The organism is Enterococcus dispar ATCC 51266, assembly GCF_000406945.1.
GTDB lineage: Bacteria > Bacillota > Bacilli > Lactobacillales > Enterococcaceae > Enterococcus_C > Enterococcus_C dispar.
The window spans coordinates 490,562-517,561 of record NZ_KE136354.1 but is presented as its reverse complement, the minus strand read 5'-3'; the positions used below and the strand labels follow the sequence as shown (position 1 = coordinate 517,561).

Annotated in this window: 24 protein-coding genes and 1 tRNA gene; 6 read left to right on the top strand and 19 right to left on the bottom strand. The window is 35.9% G+C overall.

Features of this window, described 5'->3' with window-relative positions; translation table 11 throughout:
- Positions 1–945 (top strand): Gfo/Idh/MocA family protein, encoded by a 945-nt coding sequence (locus tag RK01_RS02570; RefSeq protein ID WP_016171730.1) that lies wholly within the window; start codon positions 1–3, stop codon positions 943–945.
- Between the two features lie 83 nt (positions 946–1,028).
- Here the strand turns inward: RK01_RS02570 and RK01_RS02565 are convergent, their stop codons facing one another.
- Positions 1,029–1,985 carry an aromatic acid exporter family protein gene (locus RK01_RS02565; protein WP_016171729.1) on the bottom strand — a complete coding sequence of 319 codons (957 nt, stop codon included), beginning with the start codon at positions 1,983–1,985 and terminating at the stop codon, positions 1,029–1,031.
- Between the two features lie 144 nt (positions 1,986–2,129).
- Between RK01_RS02565 and RK01_RS02560 the strand changes: the two genes are divergently transcribed.
- Positions 2,130–2,735: an FUSC family protein gene (locus RK01_RS02560; RefSeq protein ID WP_016171728.1), complete on the top strand. Its 606-nt coding sequence runs from the start codon at positions 2,130–2,132 to the stop codon at positions 2,733–2,735.
- A gap of 23 nt (positions 2,736–2,758) precedes the next feature.
- Here the strand turns inward: RK01_RS02560 and RK01_RS02555 are convergent, their stop codons facing one another.
- The 6 genes from RK01_RS02555 to RK01_RS02530 form a co-directional block, all read right to left on the bottom strand.
- The gene (locus RK01_RS02555) at positions 2,759–3,889 is read right to left on the bottom strand and encodes a sodium ion-translocating decarboxylase subunit beta (RefSeq protein WP_016171727.1); all 1,131 of its coding nucleotides are present in this window, start codon (positions 3,887–3,889) and stop codon (positions 2,759–2,761) included.
- Positions 3,882–4,007 carry an OadG family transporter subunit gene (locus tag RK01_RS02550; protein ID WP_016171726.1) on the bottom strand — a complete coding sequence of 42 codons (126 nt, stop codon included), beginning with the start codon at positions 4,005–4,007 and terminating at the stop codon, positions 3,882–3,884. Before RK01_RS02550 ends, RK01_RS02555 begins: the two co-directional genes overlap by 8 nt.
- A gap of 146 nt (positions 4,008–4,153) precedes the next feature.
- Positions 4,154–7,561 (bottom strand): FtsX-like permease family protein, encoded by a 3,408-nt coding sequence (locus RK01_RS02545; protein ID WP_016171725.1) that lies wholly within the window; start codon positions 7,559–7,561, stop codon positions 4,154–4,156.
- Positions 7,524–8,225: an ABC transporter ATP-binding protein gene (locus tag RK01_RS02540; protein WP_016171724.1), complete on the bottom strand. Its 702-nt coding sequence runs from the start codon at positions 8,223–8,225 to the stop codon at positions 7,524–7,526. The genes RK01_RS02545 and RK01_RS02540 overlap by 38 nt, the downstream gene beginning before the upstream one ends.
- Before the next feature lie 213 nt (positions 8,226–8,438).
- Positions 8,439–9,587, bottom strand: coding sequence for an N-acetylglucosamine-6-phosphate deacetylase (nagA, locus tag RK01_RS02535; RefSeq protein ID WP_016171723.1), 1,149 nt, complete (start codon positions 9,585–9,587; stop codon positions 8,439–8,441).
- A 75-nt stretch (positions 9,588–9,662) separates the two neighbouring features.
- Positions 9,663–10,496, bottom strand: a complete 834-nt coding sequence (locus RK01_RS02530; RefSeq protein ID WP_016171722.1) for a helix-turn-helix domain-containing protein — start codon at positions 10,494–10,496, stop codon at positions 9,663–9,665.
- 129 nt (positions 10,497–10,625) lie between these two features.
- Here RK01_RS02530 and RK01_RS13445 point away from each other — a divergent pair, with 129 nt between their 5' ends.
- Positions 10,626–10,799: a hypothetical protein gene (locus RK01_RS13445; RefSeq protein ID WP_016171721.1), complete on the top strand. Its 174-nt coding sequence runs from the start codon at positions 10,626–10,628 to the stop codon at positions 10,797–10,799.
- A 253-nt stretch (positions 10,800–11,052) separates the two neighbouring features.
- Here RK01_RS13445 and RK01_RS02525 read toward each other — a convergent pair whose 3' ends face one another.
- Together RK01_RS02525 and RK01_RS13675 are read right to left on the bottom strand one after the other, a co-directional pair.
- Positions 11,053–12,270 carry a pyridoxal phosphate-dependent aminotransferase gene (locus RK01_RS02525; protein ID WP_016171720.1) on the bottom strand — a complete coding sequence of 406 codons (1,218 nt, stop codon included), beginning with the start codon at positions 12,268–12,270 and terminating at the stop codon, positions 11,053–11,055.
- Positions 12,271–12,360: 90 nt separating this feature from the next.
- Entirely contained in the window at positions 12,361–12,516 is a 156-nt protein-coding gene (locus tag RK01_RS13675; RefSeq protein ID WP_016171719.1) for a hypothetical protein, read from the bottom strand.
- Between the two features lie 70 nt (positions 12,517–12,586).
- Here RK01_RS13675 and RK01_RS02520 point away from each other — a divergent pair.
- Positions 12,587–12,670: transfer RNA gene (locus tag RK01_RS02520), tRNA-Leu, on the top strand.
- 111 nt (positions 12,671–12,781) lie between these two features.
- Here the strand turns inward: RK01_RS02520 and RK01_RS02515 are convergent.
- The 9 genes from RK01_RS02515 to RK01_RS02475 all read right to left on the bottom strand — a co-directional run bounded on the left by RK01_RS02515 (position 12,782) and on the right by RK01_RS02475 (position 24,890).
- A complete protein-coding gene (locus RK01_RS02515; RefSeq protein ID WP_016171718.1) occupies positions 12,782–12,967 on the bottom strand; it encodes a hypothetical protein in 186 nt (61 codons plus the stop codon).
- Between the two features lie 16 nt (positions 12,968–12,983).
- Entirely contained in the window at positions 12,984–13,769 is a 786-nt protein-coding gene (locus RK01_RS02510) for a hypothetical protein (protein WP_016171717.1), read from the bottom strand.
- Between the two features lie 189 nt (positions 13,770–13,958).
- Positions 13,959–15,788 (bottom strand): glycoside hydrolase family 13 protein, encoded by a 1,830-nt coding sequence (locus RK01_RS02505; RefSeq protein ID WP_016171716.1) that lies wholly within the window; start codon positions 15,786–15,788, stop codon positions 13,959–13,961.
- Between the two features lie 5 nt (positions 15,789–15,793).
- The gene (locus tag RK01_RS02500) at positions 15,794–18,211 is read right to left on the bottom strand and encodes a glycogen/starch/alpha-glucan phosphorylase (protein ID WP_016171715.1); all 2,418 of its coding nucleotides are present in this window, start codon (positions 18,209–18,211) and stop codon (positions 15,794–15,796) included.
- Positions 18,212–18,358: 147 nt separating this feature from the next.
- Complete coding sequence (gene glgA, locus RK01_RS02495; RefSeq protein WP_016171714.1) at positions 18,359–19,795, bottom strand: glycogen synthase GlgA; 1,437 nt, start codon at positions 19,793–19,795, stop codon at positions 18,359–18,361.
- A gap of 1 nt (position 19,796) precedes the next feature.
- Positions 19,797–20,942 (bottom strand): glucose-1-phosphate adenylyltransferase subunit GlgD, encoded by a 1,146-nt coding sequence (gene glgD, locus RK01_RS02490; RefSeq protein ID WP_016171713.1) that lies wholly within the window; start codon positions 20,940–20,942, stop codon positions 19,797–19,799.
- Positions 20,932–22,074 (bottom strand): glucose-1-phosphate adenylyltransferase, encoded by a 1,143-nt coding sequence (locus RK01_RS02485; protein ID WP_016171712.1) that lies wholly within the window; start codon positions 22,072–22,074, stop codon positions 20,932–20,934. The genes glgD and RK01_RS02485 overlap by 11 nt, the downstream gene beginning before the upstream one ends.
- 31 nt (positions 22,075–22,105) lie before the next feature.
- Positions 22,106–24,046, bottom strand: coding sequence for a 1,4-alpha-glucan branching protein GlgB (glgB, locus tag RK01_RS02480; RefSeq protein ID WP_016171711.1), 1,941 nt, complete (start codon positions 24,044–24,046; stop codon positions 22,106–22,108).
- A gap of 469 nt (positions 24,047–24,515) precedes the next feature.
- Positions 24,516–24,890: a hypothetical protein gene (locus tag RK01_RS02475; RefSeq protein WP_016171710.1), complete on the bottom strand. Its 375-nt coding sequence runs from the start codon at positions 24,888–24,890 to the stop codon at positions 24,516–24,518.
- A gap of 149 nt (positions 24,891–25,039) precedes the next feature.
- Between RK01_RS02475 and RK01_RS02470 the strand changes: the two genes are divergently transcribed.
- Both RK01_RS02470 and RK01_RS02465 read left to right on the top strand, forming a co-directional pair.
- Positions 25,040–25,582, top strand: coding sequence for a DUF2179 domain-containing protein (locus RK01_RS02470; protein ID WP_016171709.1), 543 nt, complete (start codon positions 25,040–25,042; stop codon positions 25,580–25,582).
- A gap of 153 nt (positions 25,583–25,735) precedes the next feature.
- Entirely contained in the window at positions 25,736–26,329 is a 594-nt protein-coding gene (locus RK01_RS02465; protein ID WP_016171708.1) for a hypothetical protein, read from the top strand.
- 217 nt (positions 26,330–26,546) lie between these two features.
- Here RK01_RS02465 and RK01_RS02460 read toward each other — a convergent pair whose 3' ends face one another.
- Entirely contained in the window at positions 26,547–26,990 is a 444-nt protein-coding gene (locus tag RK01_RS02460) for a hypothetical protein (protein WP_016171707.1), read from the bottom strand.
- Positions 26,991–27,000: the final 10 nt, after the last annotated feature.

The window sequence follows — 27,000 nt, the reverse complement described above, 5'->3', positions numbered from 1 at the left end:
GTGAAAAATTACAAATGGGGTATCGCTGGAACTGGCGGCATTGCCCATGAATTTGCAGCAAATTTTAACGGCAAACAAAGTACTTTAACAGCTGTTGCTTCCCGTAGCAGTGAAAAAGCAGCAGAATTTGCAAACAGCTATCATATTTCTGAAAGTTACGGTAACTTTGAAGACATGTTAGCGAGTGATATTGATATTGTTTATATCGCCGTCCCAAACGCTGCTCACCATACTTATATAAAAAAAGCGTTACAAGCGGGCAAACATGTCTTGTGTGAAAAAGCCATTACCATGAACTTAGCCGAACTCGAAGAAGTCATGAAAATTGCCACAGAAAAAAACTTGATTTTACAAGAGGCAATGACGATTTTTAATATGCCCTTGTACGACGAACTGACGCGCTTAATGGATCAAAATAAATTAGGGAAATTAAAAATGATTCAAGCACCATTTGGCAGCTATAAAGACCCCGATCCTAAAAATCGTTTCTTTAATCCAGAATTAGCCGGGGGCGCTTTGTTAGATATCGGCACCTATGCTGTATCTTTTGCCCGTTACTTTTTATCCAGCTCACCAAATGTTATCGCTTCTACGATGGTTCCTTTTGAAACTGGTGTTGATGAACAGTCAGTAACGATTTTACGAACAAAAGAAAATGAATTGGCAACTGTCAGTCTGTCTTTTCAAGCCAAAATGCCCAAAGTTGGAATTGTAGCCTTTGAAAATGGTTATCTCGAAATTGCAGATTATCCGCGAGCTGAACAGGCAAAACTAACCTACACAGATGGCAGTATCGAAACGATTATTAGCGGAGCAAGCGCTGCTGCTTTTCAGTATGAAATTGACAATTTCACTGAAACAATTGAAGGTCAGCCGAATAAATCTCTCTTTTTAACTCACGATGTTATACGTATCCTAGATCAAATGCAAAATACATGGGCTTAACGTTTTACTAATAACTATATTTGGTAAACGAACAGCATTATCACATGCGGTGAAAATCTTTTTTAGACGTATTCACCGCATTTTCAATGCTCTAGACTGCGGCTAAATTCAGCTTTTGTTTCAATAAAACTGGTAAACAACTGTAAAAACTGAAATAGGCGCGCACGATTTTCAAATTCCAAGCGATTTTTTGGTAACGGACTTGCTTCATAATTTCGGCTAATTGCGGCAATCAATTGCAAAAGTTCTCTGCCATCATTGTCATAGCCAAACGTTTTTGCAGTCGTTTGTAATAAGTACCGCATATCTGCTACATATTCTTCTTCCACTTCAATTTGATCCAACAATCTAATCATATCTCTTAAAATTAACACTTGACCCCGACGCATGGTAAAGTAAGTGGCAAAAGATGAATCTTCTTGAAACCAATAGTTTTGCTGATGTCGGTTAGCTTTAATTTGCGCTTGCGCTAAATAGTCTCCTAATTGACCACAAGTTTCCCAGGCTTTTTTAGCAGCACTAGGCAGATTAAGCCCATTTGCTAATTGTCCTAATAATTTTTTAAACATCACTTCAACAATTACTTGCTCCTCTTTTAAGGTTTTACCAATGTCTGGCATATACAAATTAGCCAGCAGCGCTAAGCCAACGCCAAGACTCATTAACAAAAATTCATTTGTTATAATTTGCCACGCAAAAGAATTTTCTGATAGATAATGGGTTACTAAAACAGAGTTTACAACAATTCCATCCTCTAAGTTAAAGTAGACGGATACCGGAATAAAAAGTAATAAAAAAACACCAAATGCAAAAGGGTTAAACCCCAATAAGTTAAAACAGACAAAGGATATTATCGTGGCAATAATTAATGATATCACGCGATAAAATGCGGTTAGTAGTGTAGCTTTTTTTGTGTTGCCGACACTTAAAACAGCAATAATTCCCGCAGCTGGCGCGTACAATAAGTTTAATAATTGCGCAAAAAACATTGCCAAACTAGCAGCTATCACGGTTTTAATAGTACGTAAGCCAATTTTCATAAGGACCTCCTTATTTTTAGTTTACTGATTTCGCGGCAAACTGGCAATCTTAAAGGATTTTAGTTATCATATTTATAGAAGCAAAGTACAATTATATATGAAACAATGTAACTTTAGCCAAAAAATTAGAATAGGAGTTAAAGGATGCAATTAGGACGTTTTCGAATTGGAATGCGAACCATGAAAACGGCACTAGCCGTCATGATCTGTATTCTCCTTTTTCATTTTATCAATCGAGGTCAGCCGTTGATCGCAGCATTAGCTGCTGTTTTTTCGCTACGTCAGGACTTAACAACTACCGTATCTTTTGGCAAGTCTCGTGTTTTGGGTAATTCAATTGGGGGCATCGCCGCTATTTTATACTTCTTTATTAAACAATATTTTCACCATGATTTTATGGTGGAGCTAATTGCTTTACCCATTTTTGTGGCGTTGGTGATTATTATTTCTGATGGAATTAATAATAATTCTGGAATTATTTCGGCGATTGCGACGATGCTTTTGATTACATTAAGTGTGACCGAAAGTCAATCAGTTTATTTTGCTATTGATCGTGTTTTAGATACCTTTATCGGTACCTTTATTGCCTTAGCGATTAACTTTGTCTTACGCCCGCCTACTATTGAAAAAGAAAAAGAAATCGCAGAAGATCTCGAGGAATTAAAGAAAAAAGAAGAGAAACTTCATTTTATGTTAGCAGAAGTCCAAAATGAAATTAAACGTAAAAATGAAGAAGGAGATGGCTTGTAACAGCCCTCTCCTTTTTTAATACCTTAACCAAAGTATGCCAGTAAAGTTCCCGCTGCTACTGCAGACCCAATGATTCCAGCTACATTCGGTCCCATTGCATGCATTAATAAATAATTGGTAGGGTCATTTTTTAACCCTTCTTTATGCACGACGCGAGCTGCCATCGGCACAGCTGAAACGCCAGCAGCACCAATCATTGGATTGACTTGCCCTTTTGTCAATTTACACATTAACTTACCAAATAAAACACCTGCTGTTGTTCCAATGGCAAAAGCAAATAAGCCTAAAATAATAATTTTTATGGTTTCCACTGATAAAAAGATATCGGCTTCTGCTTTTGCTCCTACTGTTAGACCCAATAATATGGTAATAATATATATCATCGCATTTTGGAGCGTCTCTGTTAATTTGGGAACCACTTGTGATTCCCGAATCAAATTGCCTAACATTAAACAACCAATTAAAGTAGTTGCCGCCGGTACTACTAATGCAACAAAAATCGTAGTAAAAATAGGAAAGATAATACGTTCTTTTTTTGTTACTGTCCGCTGCATCTGCATTTTAATTTTACGTTCTTTTTCAGTGGTCAATGCATTAATAATCGGTGGTTGAATAAGGGGCACTAGCGCCATATAAGAATATGCAGCAATCGCAATTACTGACAATAAGTGCGGTGCCAATCGCGTAGTTAGATAAATTGCAGTTGGACCATCTGCCCCACCAATTATTCCCGTCGCCGCAGCTTCAGGACCAGTCATACCTAAAAGGATCGCACCAAAAAAGGCTGCAAAAATGCCAAATTGAGCCGCTGCACCTAAAAGTAATGTTTTAGGGTTCGCAATTAAAGGTCCAAAGTCAGTCGATGCACCTAAACACAAAAAAATCAAAGGTGGATAGATTCCTAAATTGGTTCCCTGATATAAATAATATAAAAGTCCTCCTGGTTCTGTCTCAGTAGGAGTGGAAAAAATACCAGTTAGAGGTAAATTCACCAGTAAAATACCAAAAGAAATGGGCAGTAACAAATAAGGTTCATACTCTTTAAAAATAGCTAAATATAAAAAAATAATCGCAATTAAAATCATAATCAAATGTTTCCCTGTCATACCGGCAAAACCGGATGTTTCTAACATATTTTGAATAATCTCAGTCATCTTTCATCTCCTTAAAAATTTTTTTGAATAAAAGTAATGCTCCCCATAATGCTGCCAAGATAAAAAAAACAAACAGCATCGATACAACCGTAATCATTCCTGCTTCTGCTAATGACATCTTCATCCTCCTTCATTTAATTCTTACTTTAATTGTAACAAAACGTGCGATCAAGACAAAACGAAAACGGATACAAAATTTACTAAAAAATCAAACCGACTAGCATTTTCTTAACTTTAATCATACTAGTGGTTTGACTTTTTTATTTATTCATTTGATTTCAACGCTTCAATCATATCCACATTTTTCAATTTAATGTAGACAAATATCCCCACAATAATTGTAAAGAAAATTGTAATCAGACTCGCATACAGATAACTCAGCGGTTGAATTGTAGGAGAAAACATCACCATGTCCAATTCTACTGTTTTCAACACAAAGTCGTGTTCAATTTTACCTAAAATGAGTCCTGCCCCAATTCCTAAAATGGTCAAAATAATATTTTCCCGATAAATATACATCGTTAATTCATTATCGTAAAAACCCAATACTTTAATGGTAGATAATTCACGAATACGTTCTGAAATATTGATATTATTCAAATTATACAACACAATAAATGCTAATAAGCCTGCAGAAATAATCAGCACCCACACCACAATTGTTAAAGCTTGCGTTGTATCATCCAAAGCATGTAAAGAATCAGATAAAAAAGTGACATTGATAATCCCAGGATTTTCCATTAATTTTTCTGCGACATCTTTTTCCTGACTGGTGCTTAGATATTTTTTAAAGAGTAGAAAAGCTGCATTATAGCTTGGTGCTTGATGGAATACCTGCTGATAATACGACGGAGACAGATAAGCAAAATGACCGGTATAATTTTCTGCAATCCCGGTAACTTTGACGGGATAACTTTGTTTGTCGTTATCTTTTAAATTAATCGTATCACCAATCTTCACATCAAAAAGCTGTGCTAATTTTTCATTAATTACTGCACCGCTATTTTGTAGAGAATATTCCCGCTTACTTTGCCGGTTGTTTAAAAGAACAAACTTCTCCAAACTCTTGGGATTTTTAGGCACATAGATGCTGACATCTTGGGGCGTTTTATCATGACCGGAAAGCGTTAAAGTCTCCATTGCAATTGGCATGCTATCTTTGTAACGATTTAACTTTTGGACTTCTTCTTCATAACGTGTCTGTGCAGTTTTATCCTCATCACTAAAAGAAACAACTGCTTGGTAATGCCATAATTTTTCAAATTGCAATGGAATAATATCTGTAATGGAATCCCGTAGACCAAATCCTGTCACTATCATCGCAGTACAGCCAGCAATACCAATTACTGTCATGAGCATCCGTAATTTATATCGAAATAAATTTCTAAGGGTCACTTTTTGGTTAAAGTTAAGCCGACGCCAAAGCGGTTTGATATTTTCTAACCATACGCGTTTCCCCGCTTTCGGTGCTTTAGGGCGTAATAATGTCGCTGGTGGTGCAATCAAATCAAAGCGTACAGTCAACATCGCGACACCAACAGTACAAATTAAGCCAACCACAATCCCGATAATTGTATAGTTTAAATACCACGGTGTGACAAAAGAAGGTAAATTATACAGTTGTCCATAAGCTTCAATAATGATACTTGGAAATAACTTAAAGCCGACAAACAAACCTAATAAAGAGCCGATTACGCCTGCCAACAAAGCATATATGAAGAATTTTAAAGCAATTTCATGGTTGCGATACCCTAATGCTTTAAAGGTACCGATTTCACCTCTTTTTTCCTCTACCATTCGCGTCATGGTAGTTAAGCTCACTAAAGCTGCGATTAAGTAGAAAATAAGTGGAAAAACAGTTGCTAACGACGTAATGCGATCGGCATTTTGCTTATATTCAGTATAACCAGGATTATCATCGCGATCGCTAAAAATATATTCCGCCGGTTTTAAATCAGCTAAACGTTTTTGCTCATTTTTCAATTGTAATTCGGCATCTAAAAGCTTGGGCATATTGGCGCTGGTCTCTTCTTGAAAAGCAGCTAATTGTGTTTTGTATTCTTGTTCATTTGCGGCAATTTCTGTTTCCGCTTTTTTTAGTGCTGCGGCAGCCTTTTCACTTTCTTCTGCTAACTTTTCTTTTGCTGCTTGTAATTCGGCAGCTTTTTCTTCCAGCGTTTGTTTTGTTTGATCCAATTGGATTTGTGTGGTTGCCAAAGAACGTTCTTTGGCAACAATTTCACTAAAATCAAAGTTTGACGTTGTTTCACTTGTTTTTAACTGGTCCAATTGCGTCTTTAGATCACTTATTCTACGAGTTAAGTCTTTTAATGCGGCTGCCACTTCTTCACTGGTAGTATCTTCTTCATTCCAGTTTTTTACTGTTTCGACAAGGGCGTTATCGTCAAATTTTTCTGCTAATTGTAGCAATGTAGCTTTTTGTTCGCTAATGAGCGTTCCCAGCTCGTCTTCATCAATCATTAAGTCTTCAAAGTGTTGTTGCAATGTATTTCCATTGGTAATTTTTTCTTCTGTTTGCTGGATTTTTTCTTCTGTGTCGGTGTTGACGGGTGTTGTTGCTTCTTTTCTTTGGGCAGCTACTTCTGTTTGTGCTTTTGTCAGTGCATCTACTTCTTGATTGTATTTTATTTCAGCTTGCTTTAGTTCTTCTTCTTGTTGTGCTAAGGCATTTTTCTTGTTTTCCGCTTCTATTTCACCCGTTGTTTTTTGAGTCGCTAATGTATCTTTAGCTTCTTTAATTTTTTCTTGGGCTTCTTTTAGCTTCGCTTCGCCATTATCTAAACTTTTTTCCCCATTTGTAATTTCATTTTGAACTTTTTTTAACTGTGTTTGTGCCTCTTCTTTTACTTCCTGCAGCCGCAACTGAGGACGATTGGCTAATTTTGCCCGTAAGCTTTTGATTCCTTTTGCTGCCGTTGCTTCATAAGAATTAGAATAAGCTGCCTGGGCTTTAGTATCCTTAAATTGTACTAAAATACGGCTATAAGCAGATAAATTTAAATCCGTTTCATTGATAACCGCAAAATAATCAATTGTTCCGCTGCCAACATTGGTATTGCCTCTTTTGATATTTTCAATATATTCCGGACTGTTGACAAAACCAACCACTTTAAATTCCCGTTTTTTTAACTGTTGCTTTTTATCATCATCAACTGCGATTGTGAATTTGTCGCCAATCCGATAGTCTTTGTTATAATCGGCCAAATCATCCAAAGCAATTTCGCCACTATTTTCTGGTAAGCGTCCTTTTACTACATGGTATTGGTTTAATTTTTGATCCCTCTTATAACCTAAAAAACGCAATACTTGATTTTTATCACTTAGATTTAGATCTAATGAATATTCTGGTTCAGCTTTTGCGACTTGACTATCTTCTTTTATTAAGTCTAAGTCCGAGTTGGACAATCCTAACGTCGACATAACTGTAGCATCTGCCAAGTGTTGACTATCATAATAGTCATCGCCAGAAGTAACCATGTCAGGTCCGGTTGCACCAATTCCCACAAAAAAAGCCGTTCCTAAAAAGATAATGCCCAAAATTGATAAAAATCGAGCCGGTGAATTTCGAATTTCCCGGATACTGGTTTTTAATAACGCTTTTTTCACCTTTTCATCACCACGCAATCTCTTCAACAGCAAGGGGATTTTCATTTAAAGTGATACTTCTAACCTTAGCATCGTTTATTTTAATGACCCGATCCGCCATTGGGGCAATAGCAGAATTATGGGTAATAATAATTACCGTTGTACCAAACTCGTTGGCTGTATCTTTTAAAATTTCTAAAATTTGTTTGCCGGTTTCATAATCCAACGCCCCCGTTGGTTCATCGCATAGCAAAATTTTTGGTTTTTTTGCCAGTGCACGAGCAATCGTTACTCGTTGCTGCTCCCCGCCGGATAATTGGGAGGGAAAATTGTTCATTCGTTTCCCTAAGCCAACCTTTAATAAGACTTCTTCAGCATCCATCGCATCTGCAACGATTTGGGAAGCCAATTCAACGTTTTCTTTTGCCGTCAAATTGGGAACCAAATTATAAAACTGAAAGACAAATCCGACATCATTGCGTCTATAGCCCGTTAATTGCTTACTGTTAAAGCGAGCAATATCTATGCCATCCACAGTCACCTGCCCACTATCACAGGTATCCATCCCACCTAAAATATTTAGAACGGTTGATTTTCCCGCACCACTGGGACCTAAAATAACAGCAACCTCACCTTTTTCAACACTGAAAGTAATATTGTCATTGGCAATAATTTCCGTGTCGCCCATCTGATATTTTTTCACCTCATTAAAGACTTCAATATAGCTCATAAAATTAGCTCCCTTTAAAAATTCTCGTTAATTTAAGTTTACCATAAGATAATTTTTTAACAAAAATTCTAGTGTAAAATAACGATATTTTTGAAGAAAATTGCAGAATAAGAAATGTCTTTGTATTTTTAAAGTTTGCACAACAAGTTGCTGAGGATACAAAAAGACGACAAACTAAAAATAAGTCTGTCGTCAAAATTTAGTCATTAAATTTTATGCTTCGTAACGTTTTTCACCGTCTAAATAAGTAGCAGCTAAAGTCATGTCAGGATTCAAGACGATAAAGTCTGCATCGCGACCTTTTCGAATCAAGCCACACTTATCATCAATTTTACAGCTGACAGCCGGAACCCAAGTAGCCATCATAATTGCTTCTTCAGGCGTTGCAATTTCCCAGTCGACAACGTTTTTAATTGCTTCTTTTAGTTTTAAAATACTCCCAGCCAAGTTGCCTTCTTTCATTCGTGCAGTACCTTCTTTTACAACAACGGGAAATTCTCCTAAAATATAATTTCCATCTGGCATCCCACCAGCCATCATACAGTCAGTAATTAAAGCCACATGATCATGACCAGCTTTTTCCATTAAAATTTCTGCTGCTTGCGGATGAACATGATGACCATCACAAATCAATTCAGAAAATACGTGTTGCAAGCTAAGAAGTGCGCCTACCATCCCAGGTTCACGGTGATTTAAGCCGCGCATCCCATTATAAGCATGTACAAATACGCTCGCTCCAGCTTCGACTGCTTCTGTTGCTTCTTCTAACGTAGCATTACTGTGACCTAAAGCCACAACCACACCTTCTTGCGTTACTTGGTTAACGAATTCTTTTACACCTTTGCGTTCAGGTGCTAAAGCAATTTTTTTAATTAAACCACCAGAAGCTTCTTGCCATTCATGGAAGGTATCAATATCTGGATCGCCAAAGTAAGAAGGATTTTGGGCACCTTTGTGTTCTTCAGTAAAGAAAGGTCCTTCAAAATAAATTCCTTGTATTTTCGCACCCTTAACATCTTGATACGTATCGCCAATTGTTTTGGCCACATCTTTTAACAATTCTTTAGTCGAAGTTAACGTAGTTGGTAAATAAGAAGTTACCCCACATTCCAACAAGCCTTCGGACATAATTTTCAAGCCTTCAGCATTATTATCCATTACATCTTGATTTTTATAGCCATGAATGTGGGTATCCACTAGACCTGGGGCAATCCATTGACCGCTATGGTCCACCACATTGGCATCTTTTTCAGGTAATGTAGCATAGTAATTACCAAATTTTCCGTCAACAACTTCTAAGTAGCCGGCGGGTTTGGTATCAGAGTTTAAGAAAAATTTGTCAGCATAAATAAATGTTCGCATTTAAATCGCTCCTTTGATTTACTAACTTAAAATTACTCCTTCTTTTCTCAGAAGTCAAGAAAGGTCTAAACCATTTTAAAGATTTGTAATGCGTTGCACTGAGCTGGATATTTTAAAATATTTTTCTCCCCGCTCTTTTTTTCCTTGGGCATCATAAATCAAACCCTTTAAGCGGAATAGCTCTTCTAGATAGTAATAACTTTTTTGGTTTCGTACCATTTCCGTTCCGCTTTTCACAACCGCTAGTGCTTCGTCATAGCGTTTTTCCCGATATAAAAATAGGCCAAAATTATAAAAAACTTTTGCTAAGCGGCAATCAATTCGTTCTTTGGGTAATGTATAAAAGAGTTCCATACTATAAACAAGATTGAACTCACCTTCTTTTTTTTGTCCCAAATCAGTCTGTACCCGACCAATGCAAGAAATCAGTTGAATCTCATTGGAAGAGATATAATGTTTATCAGTCTGAAAAGTATAGGAGAGGCCTTGTTTTAAATGCTGGAGTGACAATTCTTGATTACGTCCTAAAAAGAATTCACAACTGCCCAAATAATAATAATATAACTGCAAATCTGTATCTAAATACAATTGATCTAAAATAGCCGGTTGTTTTAATAAAGCATCTAGCTTTGTATATTCTTTATGAAAAAAATGATAGGCCATCTGATTGAGTAATTGATTCACTTTTTGAATTTCTTCGGAATGTAAAGTCATCACTTGATCAATGGTTACTCCAAGTCGTTCACATAAGTTTTGCATTACCAACACGTTAGGTAACTCTTCATCATTTTCAATGCGACTTAAAACACTTTGAGAACAAATATTTTGGGACAACATTTTTTGGGTTAATTTGCGATCTTTACGAATCTGTTTTAAAACGTGACCAAATGAAACATTTTCCGTTGCCATTTTCTTGCCTCCAATTATGCGAATTAGCATTACCCTTTTTGTTCATTTTATCACATAATATCCGCAAAGGTGTTACCTAAAAAGAACAACTTTTTCTCAATAATTGAAAAAAATAAGGAGGTATTTGAGATGGCAGAAGCTTCAAACGTTATTTTTAAATGGCAAAATGAAAGTTTTTACGGTTGGATTGAAAAAGAATATCAAAATTCATTTTTAATCAATGTCACAGACCCCAACGAAGAGTTGGAAACCAAATATGTCAAACGAATTATTATCAGTAAAAAAGCCTGTGAACGCCTCTAATAAAAAGAATAAAAATATTTTACATATTACTATTAGAAAATTGATTGCTGCCAAATTTCCTTAAGCTACCACTTTTTCTTCTATTTTAATTGGATTTACATAAACACTCCAAACTTACCTTCACGTTTTCTTAGTTTACATGTGTGACGGTTTATCACTTGAAAAAAGACACTGACGCAATGAAGTAACTGCCAAAAGTTAATCTAAAAATCTAACTTTTGGCAACCACTATAAAACGTCAGTGCCTTTTTAACTATTTTTGTTGGTAAGTCGCTAAAAATTCTCGTAATTTCTCAGCGGTAAATTTCAAATCATCCAATTTTGGTAAATAAACAATCCGAAAATGGTCAGGAGCTTGCCAATTAAAACCACCACCATGAACCAGTAGAATCTTGTGTTCATGTAAGAAATCTAAGACAAACTGCTCATCGTTGGTAATATTAAATCGTTTACTGTCAATTTTAGGAAAAATGTAAAAAGCAGCTTTTGGTTTGACTGCTGAAAGTCCTGGAATATCATTTAATGCATTATAAATGTATTCCCGTTGCTCGTAAATCCGCCCGCCGGGTAGTAAAAGTTCATCACTACTTTGATACCCCCCTAAAGCAGTTTGGATTATTTGTTGGGATAATACATTGGAACATAAGCGCATAGAAGATAACATATTTAATCCCTCAATATAATCTTTCACGCCTCTTTTATCCCCACTCAAAACCATCCAGCCAACGCGAAATCCCGCTACGCGATGTGACTTTGATAGTCCGTTTAATGTCACTACAAAACGGTCTGGTGCTAAAGTGGCAATCGGAATATGAACTAGTCCATCCATAACCAAGCGATCGTAAATTTCATCAGAAAAAATAATTAAGTCAAATTCCCGCGCTAAATCAACAATCCCTTCTAATATTTCTTGAGGGTAAAGTGCACCAGTGGGATTATTGGGATTAATGACTACAATGGCTTTGGTTTTGCTAGTGATTTTAGAACGCATATCATTAAGATCTGGATACCATTCGCTTTCTTCATCACAAATGTAATGAACTGGTTTGCCCCCTGCCAAAGAAACAGAAGCTGTCCACAAAGGATAGTCTGGTGAAGGAACCAAGACCTCATCCCCATCATTACATAAACCTTGCATACACATTGTAATTAATTCACTAACACCGTTACCGGTATAAATATCATTAATTGTTACATTGGGAAATCCCTTTAATTGACAATACTGTTCAATCGCTTTTCGTGCAGAGAAAATCCCCTTAGAATCAGAGTAACCTTCTGAAGAGCGGACATTCATAATCAAATCTCTGACAATTTCGTCTGGGGCTTCAAAGCCAAAAGGTGCAGGATTACCTGTATTTAACTTTAAAATGCTAACGCCTTCTTCTTGCATCCGATCGGCCTCTTCTAACACCGGACCGCGCACGTCATAGCTGACACCTTCTAATTTATTTGATTTCTCAAAGTGTTTCATCATCATCGCCCCTTTTTAATGGATTCTTGTAATTACTTTACTTTTTTCTCCTTTAAAAAGCAATCTTTCCTCGAATTTTTCGCAAAAGTTTTAGTTTTTTTCTTGCCAAAAATTAAGAGCGATATCTATTGCAACACTTGCAGTGATTCCCAAAAATAAGCCTAATAAAACATTATCCCCCATTAGGCCTACTAAAAGGCCAAACAAAGTAGCTGGTAAAATAAAAGTGCCATCAGATTTTTCCATAACTCACCTGTTTTTCTATTATTCAACTTGACAAAGGAATTTTTTCTAAGGTATCATAAGTTGTTGTTTAGCAGAAGTGTTGGAATTGGCAGACAAGCAAGATTGAGGGTCTTGTGGGCGCAAGCTCGTGCGGGTTCGAGTCCCGTCTTCTGCATTTTGTGTTTTCTGTTATTTTTAGATCAGATATAAATTTCATACAGCTAGCTGTATATCTGCGTATTAAAAATCGCCCTAATCTGTAATGATTAAGGCGATTTTTGCTTTTTTACAGAACAGTTGGATCATAGCGATAAGTAATATCGCCATTGTGATGGGCTTCGCCGACAAAATATTTTTTATCTGCTCGATTTACCCATGCATTTCGAAAAAGAAAAAAGTTTTCACGATTCACTTCAATTTTTTCAATTTCACCAGTTTTCAACTTTTCTAATTGAATATCATATGTTTCCATTCTATTTTCTAACCTCTTAATCTTCAAAATAACCAGAATGTCGCCCTTCAGACTTACCATCTTCAATTAAGCCCTTTAAATCACGTTCCAATACTTTACCTTTTTTTTCCGGTTTTACTTCTGACTTTGCCGCACTTTTTTCCGCTGCTAAGGGATTTGCTTCATGATGAAATTTTTCCACCGTTGGATCATCTGACTTTTTTTCTTGAAAAGCAGCCGGTTTTTGATCAAATAATAAATATTGTTCTTTGCTTTTATGCAAAGAATCTAACAGTGCAGTTTCATCCACCTCTGCCTTTTTTTCATCTGGAATGAGAGAGGCAGGAATATATTTGGGGACAAAATAAGAACGTCCGCCTGCATAACGTTTCATCGTATTTTCTTCTGATGGAGTTTGCGCTTTATTTTGTACTTTATAAGTAGATCGCTTGTATTCTTTACCAAAAAGCGACTTGCGACCAGCCAAATCCGTTTCCGGTTTAATCTTTTTACTGTAGTCAGGTAAATTTGCCCGATGTTTTTTTAGTTCTTCTTGTTGAGCCAAAGTATGTCCTTGTTTGGCAGCTGTCGCCTTACGTGAACGACGTAAAGCCCGTTCTTGCTGCATTTGATCACTTTTTATATCACTCTTTTTTGGTGGTGTATAAAAAGAAGTACTTTTGTCATCTGATTCTTCTGTCAAAAGCCAACTGCGATCTTTGGCAAACAAATTACGTTTTTCTTTTTGAACTTTAACAGCTTCATTATCGTCGTAAGCTGGAAAACGGTAATGTTTTCGTTTCACATCTGTGTATTTTCCCATTTATAATTCATCCTTTATCCACTTTGTTTTATCATACCATAAAGCAGATAAATCTACTGAAATTTACGCTAGCTAGTCAGAAATTTAAAAAATAAAATACCCAAACCAAATCGCTATCTCAAAAAAGGATGGCCTCCATTTTTAAGCGCTAATATTTGGTTCAGATATTTTATTGGTTAATAGGCTAATTTAATCAAATAGTTTACCACTAAAAGTTAAAGTCCCTGATTCTTGAATCGTATTGCTGCGCCCAATAATTGCTTTCAATTGTTCTTTGGTTATAGGTAGGGGCCGTAAAGTCTGAATCTCTTCTATCGTGATAACTTGAATACCATTACTAGGATTAAAAAAGACCAAAACAAAATCTTCTGCGTCATAACGCAAAACCCCCAGCACCCGTTGTGTATATAAAAGTAAAAATTCTCCTTTTGCAATCACGGGGTTATCTTTTCGTAAAGTAATCCATTTATGACAAGCTTCGTAGCAATTTTGATCTATTTCATCCCAAGGAAAGAATTTGCGATTTTCAGGATCTTTTCCTCCTGTTAACCCTGCTTCATCACCATAATAAATACAAGGTACCCCAGGAAAAAGATGCAACAAGCCAAAAGCCAATGCCAATTTTCGCGTATCGCCATTTAATTGAGTTAAAATCCGTTCTGTGTCATGGGTGCCAATATTATTAAAACTATTATAAAAAATATCGCGGGGATAATTTTCCTGCAAGGTAGTAAAGTGTCTCGCAATTACTTCTGGTAAACAGCCAGCAGTCAAAAATGCTAATGCCTGTTCCCGCAAAGGGTAATTCATGACTCCGTGTAAATGATTACCTAAAATATATTGCCGCCTTTTCCCATAGGAGATTTTATTAGAAGCATCTTCCCAGACTTCTCCCAGTAAAACTTTATCTTCAAACTGATCTAAATTCTGCCGAATGCCGGCAATGAATTCATCTGGCAACTCATCTGCCACATCTAAACGCCAGCCATCCACACCAAAAGTATTCCATTTTTGCAAGACCCCAGTGTTGCCATAAATAAACTGTTGGAATTCGGAATTATCTTTGTTAATTTCAGGCAAGTCTTTTACACCCCACCATGAACGGTATTCCTCTGGATAACGGGTAAAAGTAAACCAAGGATAATAGCGACTATGAATATTGCGATACGCCCCATTTGTTTTTCCATAAGCCCCATCATAGTTAAAATAAATACTATTGCGACCAACGTGACTAAATACACCATCTAAAATGACATGAATATCGTGTTGATGAAGTTCCTGCAAAAGCGCAGCAAATTCTTGTTCTGTTCCTAAAATCGGATCGATGGTTAAGTAGTCACTGGTATCATAGCGATGATTACTTCGTGCTTCAAAAATCGGATTGAAATAAATACCCGTAATTCCCAATTCTTTTAAATAAGGAATTTTTTCTTTAATTCCTTTAAAATTCCCACCAAAAAAATCCCAACGACTAATATCACCATTTTCATCTTTAATGTACATTGGGTTATCGTGTTGATTGCCATAGATAAAAGTATTGGGCTTGGGATTATTCACTACATTTGTTTCATTGCCATTATAAAAGCGATCAGGAAAAATTTGATAAAAAACACCTTCACGATACCAATTTGGTGTCACTTCTGCTTTTTCATAGCAGGTGATTTGATAAGTCTGGATTTCATCGATGTGATCAACCAACCGCCCTGCGCCACCCCCAGTTATGGCACCATAGTAGCGTTTGTATTGGGTATTATTAGCATCCAAATAATGGAGTTCAAAATAATAAAAGTAAACACCTTTACCTTCATTAAAAAAATAATCAAAAGCGTAGATATTCGTCCCATAATTTTCCATTGGAATGGTGTGCCGCAGGCCAGCATCATTTGCTACTACTAACGTTACCCCAGTGACATAGTCATCTTCTACTTTAATTTTAAAAGATACAAAATCATTAACTAAGATGGCACCAAAAGGCGTTTTATACTCTTCTAGCCACGAATTAAAATATACTGCTGTCATCGAACCTACCTCATTGCTTCTTTATGGGCAAAAACCGGTTCAATTTGCCAGATATCTTCTGCATAACGTTCCACCGTATGATCAGCAGAAAATTGACCCGCGTTCGCAATATTACTTAAACTAATTTGCTGCCATTGTCTTTTATCTTGATAAAGCTCTTCAATGCGTTTTTGCGCTCTACAATAAGAATCAAAATCTTTTAATACAAAAAATTCATCATTATATTTAATTAATGAATCAAAAATTTCCTGCCCTTCCAAATGAATATTTGGAATTGTACCATCAATAAAAGCATTTAAAACACGCTGTAAGATGGGAGAATCCTCATAAATGTGCCAAGCATTATAATTTTGTGCGTGATAGTATTCATACACTTCTTCTTCAGTTAAACCAAAAATAATAATATTGTCCTTACCCACAGCATCGCGAATTTCAATATTTGCCCCATCTAAAGTGGCAATGGTTACCGCGCCATTTAACATCAGCTTCATATTACTCGTACCTGAAGCTTCTTTTGAGGCCAAAGAAATTTGTTCACTTACATCTGCAGCTGGAATAATACGTTCAGCTAATGTCACATTATAATTTTCTAAAAAGACAATTTTAATTCTGTCCTTAACCACTGGATCATTATTAATTAAATGTGCTGTTTCGTTGATTGCTTTAATGATTGCTTTTGCATAGGTATAACTCGGTGCAGCTTTCGCGCCAAAAATAAATACTCGCGGTGCCATTTTCAAATCAGGTTGCTCTTTAATATCAAAATATAATTTCAAAATGTGTAAAAGATTTAATAATTGCCGTTTATATGCATGCAGCCTTTTTATTTGGACGTCAAAAATTGCATCAGCAGAAACCGTGATACCCGTTGTCTCTTCAATGTATTGGGCCAAAGCCATTTTATTAGTATGTTTTGCCTCTGCTAAAGCTGATAAAACCGCATCATCTTCGCGATAATTTTGGAGTAAATGCAAATCATTTGGCTTTTTACGCCAAGAAGTTTTAATTGTTTCATCAAGGAGCTTTGCTAAGGGCTCATTTGAAAGTTGCAACCAACGTCTTTGGGCAATACCATTGGTTTTGTTGTTAAAACGCTCTGGGAATATAACGTAAAAATCGTGCAACACAACATTTTTTAGTAAGTCAGTATGCAATTTCGCCACGCCGTTGGTGCTGTGACTACCAATAATCGACAGGTTGGCCATATGGACTTGTCCATTTTGAATAATCCGGGTACGTTTTACCAAATCTGTATCATAATATTGGCAATATTGCTTGACAAAGCGGTGATCAATTTCAGCAATAATTTGATATAAACGAGGTAACATTTCTTCCATCAATTCAATTGGCCATTTTTCCAAAGCTTCAGCCATAATCGTATGATTGGTATAACTCATCACTTTGACAGTTACTTCCCACGCCTGTTCCCACGTTAAATCACACTCATCCAATAAAATTCGCATCATTTCAGGCACGCATAATGCCGGATGTGTATCATTAATATGAATGGCGATATGTTCACTCATAGTTACCAACGGTTTATTAAGCTTTTTAAAATAGCGCACAATACTTTGAACGCCGGCTGAAACAAAGAAATATTCTTGTAAAAGTCGAATTCTGCGACCTCTTTCATTGGAATCATCGGGGTATAAAACAGCAGTTAAATCTTCTAATTCACGTCGTTCTTCTAGGCTGCGGTATTTACTTTCCTCTGAAGCTGGAATTTCAACTGACCATAATCGCAATGTATTGACAACGTCATTTTGATAACCTACCATCGCTGTATCATAAGGAACAGCTTTAATCAGATGACTATTTTCGTAGATCGGTTTTAAGCGGCCATCAGTCAAGGGCATCATATAAACGTTCCCACCAAAACGGACATCCACGGCTTTACTTTCCTTGCGCACTTCCCATACATTTCCGTTGTTTAACCATTCATCCGGCAGCTCTACTTGATAACCTTCAACAAAACGTTGCTTAAATAACCCATAATCATAACGAATACCGTTGCCATTGCCTGGTAAACCACAAGAAGCAATTGAATCCATAAAACAAGAAGCCAAACGCCCTAAGCCACCATTACCTAAAGCCATATCTTTTTCTTGTTCCACGATATCCTCTAAAGAAAATCCTAATTCGGTTAAACCTTCCCGAACCGTATCTAAAATACCTAAATTGAGTAAATTACTTTTTAACATTTTTCCCGGTAAAAATTCAATGGAAAAATAGTAGACTTGTTTTGTTTCTTCAATTAAGTAATCTTTCCATGTCTGGACCCAATCATCGGCATAATAAGTTTTGACAACACTGCCTACAACATGAAAAAGTTCTTGGGGTGTCGCATCACTGATATCCATCGCATATTTTTCTTTTAGACGCTGAATCATTTCTTCTTTAAAAACCTTTTTGGTAATTTTCATCTCTTTTCCTCCCAGATACTAAAAAGTTGAAGAAGGATCCTTCTTCAGCTTCACGTTTTATCCTATTTCTTTTTGAACCAATAGAGACAAGAAACCGAAAAACAGTCAGCTAATTAGCTATTTTTTCGGTTTCTTCTGCCTTACTTTTTAAAGCAGCGTTTCGTATAACGCTACATATTGTTTTGAAGAAGTTTTCCAGCTAAAATCTTTTGTCATTGCTTGTTGCATTAAGTTTTTCCAGTTCTTATTATCCTCAACGTACAAAGTAATTGCCTTTTCAATTGCTTTGAGGAGTTGATAAGAACTAAACTCAGCAAAACCAAATCCTGTGCCTTCACCTGTCACAATATTATAAGGTGTTACAGTATCTTTTAATCCACCAATCTCATGAACGATTGGTAATGTGCCATAACGCATGGAAATCATTTGGGACAAGCCACAAGGTTCAAAAGCAGACGGCATTAAAAATGCATCGGCTGCCGCATACATTTGTTGTGCCAACTTCACATCAAAGGAAATACTAACAGAGCATTTATCTGGATAAGTCGCTGCAAAATAGCTGAACCCATTTTCAAAGTCTTTATCCCCTGTACCCAATAGCACAAGCTGTACATCATTTTGCAAAAGATTGTGTAATTCATCAAGTAAAAGATTAAAACCTTTTTGGTAGGTTAAGCGGCTAACCACCGCAAAAAGCGGTACATCTGCGCGAACAGGTAGACCCATTTTTTCTTGTAAGTCCGCTTTATTTTGTAGTTTACCGGTAAGATCTGTATTGCTATAGTGATAGCGCAACGCAGGATCAGTTTTAGGATTGTTTAAATCATAGTCAATTCCGTTTAAGATGCCACTTAATTTGCCAGCTTCCATTCGCAAAATGACATCTAAACCAGAACCAAACTGTGCTGTTTTTATTTCTTCCGCATAAGAAGGACTCACCGTATTTACACGATCAGCGTATAAAATTCCGGCTTTCATGAAATTTAAACAATCGTTCATGCGAACAGTACCATCTTCATAACGTTCCATCCCAACACCGAATAAATCTGGCAATACACTTCCGTCATATTTGCCCTGAAACTCAATATTATGGATAGTTAAAACAGTCTTGATAGGATTATAGGCTTTAATCCAATGATATTTTTCCTTTAACAAGAAAGGAAGCATCGCAGTATGATAGTCATTGGCATGCAAAATATCTGGTATAAAGCCAATGCGCTCTAACATTTCAATCAAAGCCAATTGGAAAAAGGCAAAGCGCTCTCCGTCATCATAATAACCATATAAGGCATCGCGACCTCCAAAATAATAGAGATTATCTAAAAAATAGTAAGTAACATTATTTAAGACTAACTGCTTTACCCCACAATATTGACGGCGCCAGCCAACGTTTACATAAAATGAAAATAAGTCTTCACATTGATTTGCATATTCAGCAGGTATTTTTTTAGCAAAATAAGGCAATACTACGCGACAGTCCATTCCCTTTTTCACTAATTCCTTTGGTAAAGCACCAGCAACATCGCCTAATCCACCTGTTTTAAAAAAAGGGGCACACTCAGCGGCAGCAAATAACACTTTCATCTTATTCGCCTCCGTAGACATTTGAAATGATATGACTTTGTTTTTTAATAACGATTGGCTCTTCTTTTGTACCAATAATTTTAACACCAGGCGCTACTTGCACTTCTTTGTCTAAAATAGCGTATTTCACTTGGGCACCTGCACCAATCTTATTGTTGGCCATAATAATTGAGCCTTCTACAACTGCGTCTTCACTGATTAAAGTATGCCGAGAAACTAAAGAGTTTTTCACAGTACCTTCAATAATAGAGCCTGTAGCAAACTGAGAATTTTCTACTTCTGAAGTTGGTGCATAATAAGTAGGTACTTCATTTTTTAGTTTGGTGTAGATTTTTTTACTGGAATATAGTAAAGAACTGAACTTTTGTGGATCCAACATATCCATATTCGCTTGGTAATAAGAATGAATGTCAAAAATATTATTCAAATAACCAGTGTATTCATAAGCAGAGCTTTTTACATCGGTAATTTTTGAACGTAAGAAACTTTCTAAATTGACAGAAATCCCTTCATTTTGCCCTTGTGATAGTGCTTCAATTAATCGGTCCGTTTGGACAATATAAATATCAGCACAAAGATTAACCAAATCAGCTAGATGACTTTCTTTAGCTTGTGGTGCTCCTACGATTTTTCCATTTTCTTCCAAATTTAAAATGATATCTGTTGGATAAACTTGTGATTTGGGCATCCGTTTGTAAACCACAGTCATATCATTTTTTTGCATTTGATGAATTTTCAAAACAGCTCTTAAGTCAATATTGCATAGCATTTTACTTCCCATAAAAACAGTGTATTCTGATTTTGATTTGCGCAAATAATCAATTACAGTATCATAATAATGCTTATTTTCAGCTTTTTGTTTTAGAAAATCTTGGTAAACGTGAATGAAAAAGCGATTGCGGACACTGTCTAAATTCCATTCTTTTCCACCGCCGATATGATCAAAAACAGACTGTGTTTCGCCTTCATTAAATACCATGAAAACAGTACTGATATTCGCATTGACAATACTAGATAAATTAAAATCAATTAAACGATATTTGCAATCAAAAGGCAGTGTCGCCAAGGGACGGCTTTCCGTTAAGGGCAACAACTCGTTATAACGATGTAAGTTACCTAAAATTGCACACATTTTATTAGTTCTCATCAAGGGTCACTCCAATCACTTCAGAATAGCCGACTACAGCAATTTCATCACTGCCATCGATAACTGCATCATCGCCGACAATCGCATTTTCACCGATAATTGCACGGTTAATTTTAACATTTTTACCAATGGTGGCCCCAGGCATTACAACGCTATCGGTAATAACCGTGCCTTCTTTTACCTGAACATCATCTGATAAAATGGAATGATTAATTTCCCCAGAAATATAACAACCATCCACAATTAAAGAATTTTTGACAGAAGCTGTCCGCGTTAGAAAATGAGGTGGAGAAATGGTATTTTTAGAAAATACGCGCCAAGATTTTTTTCGAATGGCTAACTCCATCTCAGGTTCGATAAATTCCATATTGGCTTCCCACAATGAATCAATTGTTCCCACATCTTTCCAATAACCAGAAAAACGATAGGCAAAAACGTTTTCGCCTGATTCAAGATAGTTTGGAATTACATGCTTTCCAAAGTCAATCATTTGACCGTCTTTGGAGTAACTATTCATTAAGACGTTACGCAAGCGACCCCAGTTAAAGATATAGATACCCATTGAGGCTAAGTTATTTTTAGGTTCTGCTGGTTTTTCTTCAAATTCAATGATGCGATCATTCTCATCAGTATTCATAATTCCAAAACGTGAAGCTTCTTTTATTGGCACTGCGATAACTGCTACAGATAATGAAGCATTATTTGCTTTGTGGGTTTCCAACATTTCTTCGTAATCCATTTTATAAATGTGATCGCCCGATAAAACAAGCACATATTGCGGATCCATTTGATCAATGTAGGCAATGTTTTGATAAATCGCATGGGCTGTTCCTTCAAACCATTTACTTCCTTCAGAACTTGAAAACGGTTGTAAAATCGTCACGCCAGAATTGATACCATCTAATCCCCAACTAGCCCCATTTCCAATGTGATGATTTAATGCTAATGGTTGATATTGTGTGACTACGCCAACGTTTCGAATTCCTGAATTGGCACAATTGCTCAAAGTAAAATCAATAATTCGGTACCGTCCGCCAAACGGAACTGCCGGTTTGGCAATATTCTTGGTTAATTTTCCTAGTCGCGTTCCTTGACCGCCGGCTAAGATCATTGCTAACATTTCTGTTTTCATTTTTGCGGTGAAATTTCACCATTCCCCCCTTTTAATTTTCAGCTTTTGCTTTTTTACTTTTATTTCTATTTTTTGGTTTTGCCCGCGTATTAATGTCCTCTGGTTTAATCAACAAAGCCCCTAAAGCCGGAACAATTGTTTCAATCTGATAATGATAATCTTTAAACGGAATTGCAGACGATTCTTTTATTGGATTAGTCTTAGTCCATGTTCCACCGAATTCTTTCATTTCTGTGTTCAAAATCTCTTTATAAGTTCCGGGATAAGGCACGCCTATCGCAAAATTTTTCCGCTCCACAGGAGTTAAATTCAACACAACTATGACAAAATCTTTTTTTGTTTTTCCTCGGCGGATAAAACTCAACACTGTCTCATCTTTATTATCCGCATCGATGATTTCAATCGTGTCATAATTTCCTTCTAATTCCCACAATGCTTTTTCTTCTTTATAAAGTCCATTTAATGTCTTCGTAAAATGTTGCATGTTTCGATTCATCTCATCATTCAAATCGATCCATTCTAGCCCCTGGTCATATTTCCATTCTAAAAATTGACCCCACTCACTTCCCATAAAGAGCAATTTTTTACCTGGATGGGTCATCATATAAGTGTATAGATTGCGGAGTTGGGAAAATTGTTTATAGCGATCTCCCCACATTTTATGCATCAAACTCTTTTTACCGTGAACAACTTCATCATGAGAAAGGGGTAGAATATAGTTTTCACTCATCATGTACATAAACGAAAACGTTAAAAGATTAAAGTTATGGCCGCGATAAATAGGGTCCATCTCATAAAAACGCAAGACGTCATTCATCCATCCCATGTTCCATTTGTAATCAAAACCCAACGCTCCACTTTCGATCATACCAGTAATTTTTGTATCAGAAGAACTTTCTTCAGCTACCATAATTGCTTCTGGATGTGCTAACTTCACAACAGCATTTAACTTTTGTAAAAAGTAATAACCCTCAAAGTTGCGGTTGCCGCCTTCATGATTAGGAGTCCAAGGACCTTCATCGTAATCGCGGTAAATCATATTCGACACAGCATCCACCCGGATACCATCCAAATGATAAAATTCCAACCAAAAAAGTGCACTGGAAATTAAAAAGCTTTGGACTTGTGGTTTGCCCAAGTCAAAATTAATCGCTCCCCAACGAACATTCTTCGCACGATCGCAATCTTCATATTCAAAAGTGGGGGTCCCATCGTAATAGGGTAGAGTATCTTCATTAATACAAAAATGTCCGGGAACCCAATCGACTAAAACGCCAATATTTTCTTTATGACAAGATTCCACAAAGTCTTGAAATTCTTCTGGTGTGCCATAGTAAGAACTTACTGCAAAATAACCCACGAGTTGATAACCCCAAGATTTGCCTAGAGGATGTTCCATTAAAGGCATGAATTCAATATGGGTATAACCCATCTGCTTAACGTAAGGTATGAGTTCTTCTTTTAGGTCTGAAAAGGTATAAGGAGTGTTGTCCTCGTGATGTTTCCAAGAACTGGCATGGACTTCATAGATATTTAATGGTCGTTTAAAATGATTAGTCCGTTTTTTGCGGCCTTGCCATAATCCGTCTTTCCATTTCTTTTCAGACGTTGTATGCAAAACTGCTGCGCTTCCTGGACGTTTTTCAAAACGAATCGCAAATGGGTCAATTTTAAAAATTTCACGGCCATTTGCTTGTCGTACTTTAAATTTGTAAAGGTCTCCTTCATTTGGCCGTGTTGTTGTCACTTCCCAAATACCAGAGTCCCTTTTTACTAATGGAAGTGAATCATCCCATTCGTTAAAATCACCTACTAACCACACTTGTTGTGCGTTAGGGGCCCATACCCGGAAAACAAAATTCCCATCTGATACTTGATGGGCACCTAAGAGATGCTGGCTGTAAAAATTTTCACCTGTTAAAAATCGTTCTTCTGCCGCTAGAACATCAATTGCTTGTTTTTCTTCAACCATACCAGTTTCCTTTCTCTATTCAATAATCCTTCACAGAAAATTTCTACTAAACCAAAAGCTAGGCAAAAACTCATATAAATCACTAAGTTTTTCTAATATAATAATAACATATTTCTAATCTTTGAAAAGCATTTTGTTAAAAAAATAACTCGTTTTCCATAAAATAATTTCATTACAATCCAAATCATTTAAAACAGCCGCTATATAAAGCGTTTGTAGGTGTAATTATGAATACGATAACAGTATTGGTAGAGTGTATTCTCTATTAAAAAATTCTTTCAACATCTCTTCAAACAAAAATTATATAACGAAATTTAGACACTATAAAATATGACGCGCTACTATTATGAGACAATAATGAGCATTATTATTTAATGTGTTTTAGTTACAAAAAAAGTATCCGGTTATAAAAAACCAGATACTTAAAATAAGTTAGTGATTTTGGACTTACCAATCTTCAAAAAAACGTTTACAACAATGTGAATTTATGATAGACAATCACACTACTTTGAAATAATCCCATCATAAGCAAAAAGATTCTAATTCCTAAAGGCAAGTACCCAATAATTAAAGCGAGGCCTAACAATATCAGTCCTTGTCCAAAGGAATAATAACTACTAAAAGGAAGTACAAAACGTAACGCAGCATAAGCAAAAAAACTACTTATAGAAATTAAAAGAAACTTGAAAAAAATAAATAGAAAATGGTCAAATGTTGGGTGATAACTCAGAGCGTGCTCAACTGAAAACAAAGTTTCCGGATTAATTATTAATAAATAAATAGAATAATATAAACCAAAAAGTGCTACAATACCATGACTTACAAGCAAAAGACGCCGACTCATTATTCCACCCCCTATTTCTATAACGGTTGTTCTATATAACAATTGTAATCTATTCTTAATATTTTTGCAATAATATTCCGTTTTGATTAGTGTTTCAATTGTAATTTTTACCTATGTAGTGTATTTTGGAGCAATAAGGGGGTTTTTAATTGGACTTCAAACTTTTATTTATGATTTTTGCTATTAACTTTGCTTATATTACGCTTAATACATTGCGTTTTATGTTAACGATGAAAGGTTATCGGGTCATTGCACCATTAGTAAGTATGGTGGAGATTACAATATATATTCTAGGTCTTTCAATGGTCTTAGATCGCTTAGATGATCCGATAAACTTATTTGTTTACGCCTTAGGCTATGCGGTTGGGATAAGCGTAGGTATTAAGATAGAAGATAAGTTAGCACTTGGCTATATCATGGTTACCGCCATATTACCTTCCAATACCAGCGAAGATAATAATTTGCCAAAAGTTTTACGGGACAATGGCTATGGCGTGACCCAAAGCAACGCCCAGGGACTTGAAGGAGAACGTGTTGTGTTAGAAATTTTATCCCCACGGAAAAATGAACGGCAATTATATCAATTAATTAAAAGCATAGAAGAACGAGCTTTTATAATTTCATACGAGCCAAAATATATTTCTGGTGGCTTTTGGACTAAAAAAGTTCGTAAACGGCAACAACGTCAGTAAAGAACAAGTCTAGCTTCTACTTTTGTATCGTAGACAGCTAGACTTTTTTTCTTTTTCATATGAAATTAATAAAATTCTTTTTTTATGAGAACAGTTCGACATTTACTTATTATTTTGTTATTATTGATTAGAATAAATATTTGGAGCGAAGTTATGTCGAATTTAAAATTACTAAAGTACTCTACCGTATCTTGCGGATTTATTGCTACAATTCTTTTTATATCAACATTTTGTATTGAATATTTCGTAGCTGCACTTGCGACACAAGTATCATTAAATATGATTGGGGAAAGCAATAATCTATCAAGTTTTTTTAATCATCTCTTTATTTTTTTCACAGTCGTTTTTAGCGCCATGCTTTATTACTTTTGCAAAAAAACTGACCAAACTGAATTTAAGGAAGCTACCACGTTTTACTTTTTTTCCTTTCTAATTTTGTTCTTACGCACTTTTCTTCCTAGCGGTAATATTCATTCTTTTGTATATCTGTTAGCTGCAGGTATTCAAATATTGGCAACTTTGATGGCACTTTTTTTCTTTCTAATTGTTTTTTTAAATCGAAAATATCCCTTTATCTTTGCGATCTTAATGGTAATCGATATTTTGATTTATTTAGTAAGTGTTTTTTATAGTGTATTTCTTACCGACTTTTCCCTACCTAACGTAGGAAGTATTATTGCTGCCACAATTAATATCACGTTCTTCAGTCTTTTCTTTTTACATACACCAATAAAAAAGACAGGATAGATTAAAAAAAGACGTTAGAATCTAGCCACTGAGATTCTAACGTCTTTTAATTTTTTCCTAGGCTCGCTTATACCTTTACTCCATTACAAAAATACCACCTCATCAAGTTTATTTGCAAAACTTCAAATAGTTTCTCGCTTATTGCTACACCCTAGTAATAGTGTCTCGTAAAATTGGAAATAATAAAAAAGAAGTGATTTCTCACTTCTCCCACAATCTATTTTTCTACCCATAATTCTTTAATCACACCATTGGTATAGACTTTGAATAAAGATTCAACTTTACGCTTAGGACTTGTTGCTACAATTAAATAAAATTTTCCATTGGTATCAAAATCTAAATCGCCAACCACTTTATATAATCGCGGTTGCTGATCATATTTTGCATTCTCTAATAAATATTTAATTGCTTGGGCCCCAGTTACGATAAAATTATTTTCTATCAACCAATCTACAACAATCGGAATAATGGTTTGTGCTCCAATGTCTTGTTTTTGCTGGATTGCTAAAATAATTTCACCATCAGAAAAATGGCTTTCGTCAATCTGATTAGCTTTTAGTTCCGCCCGAGCTGCTTCGATTTCTGCCATTGAAATAAATTGAACCATCTCACCATTAGTAGCCGCTTTACTTTTCACATACTCTTTTTTTATTTTCTCCATTCAGAAGCCC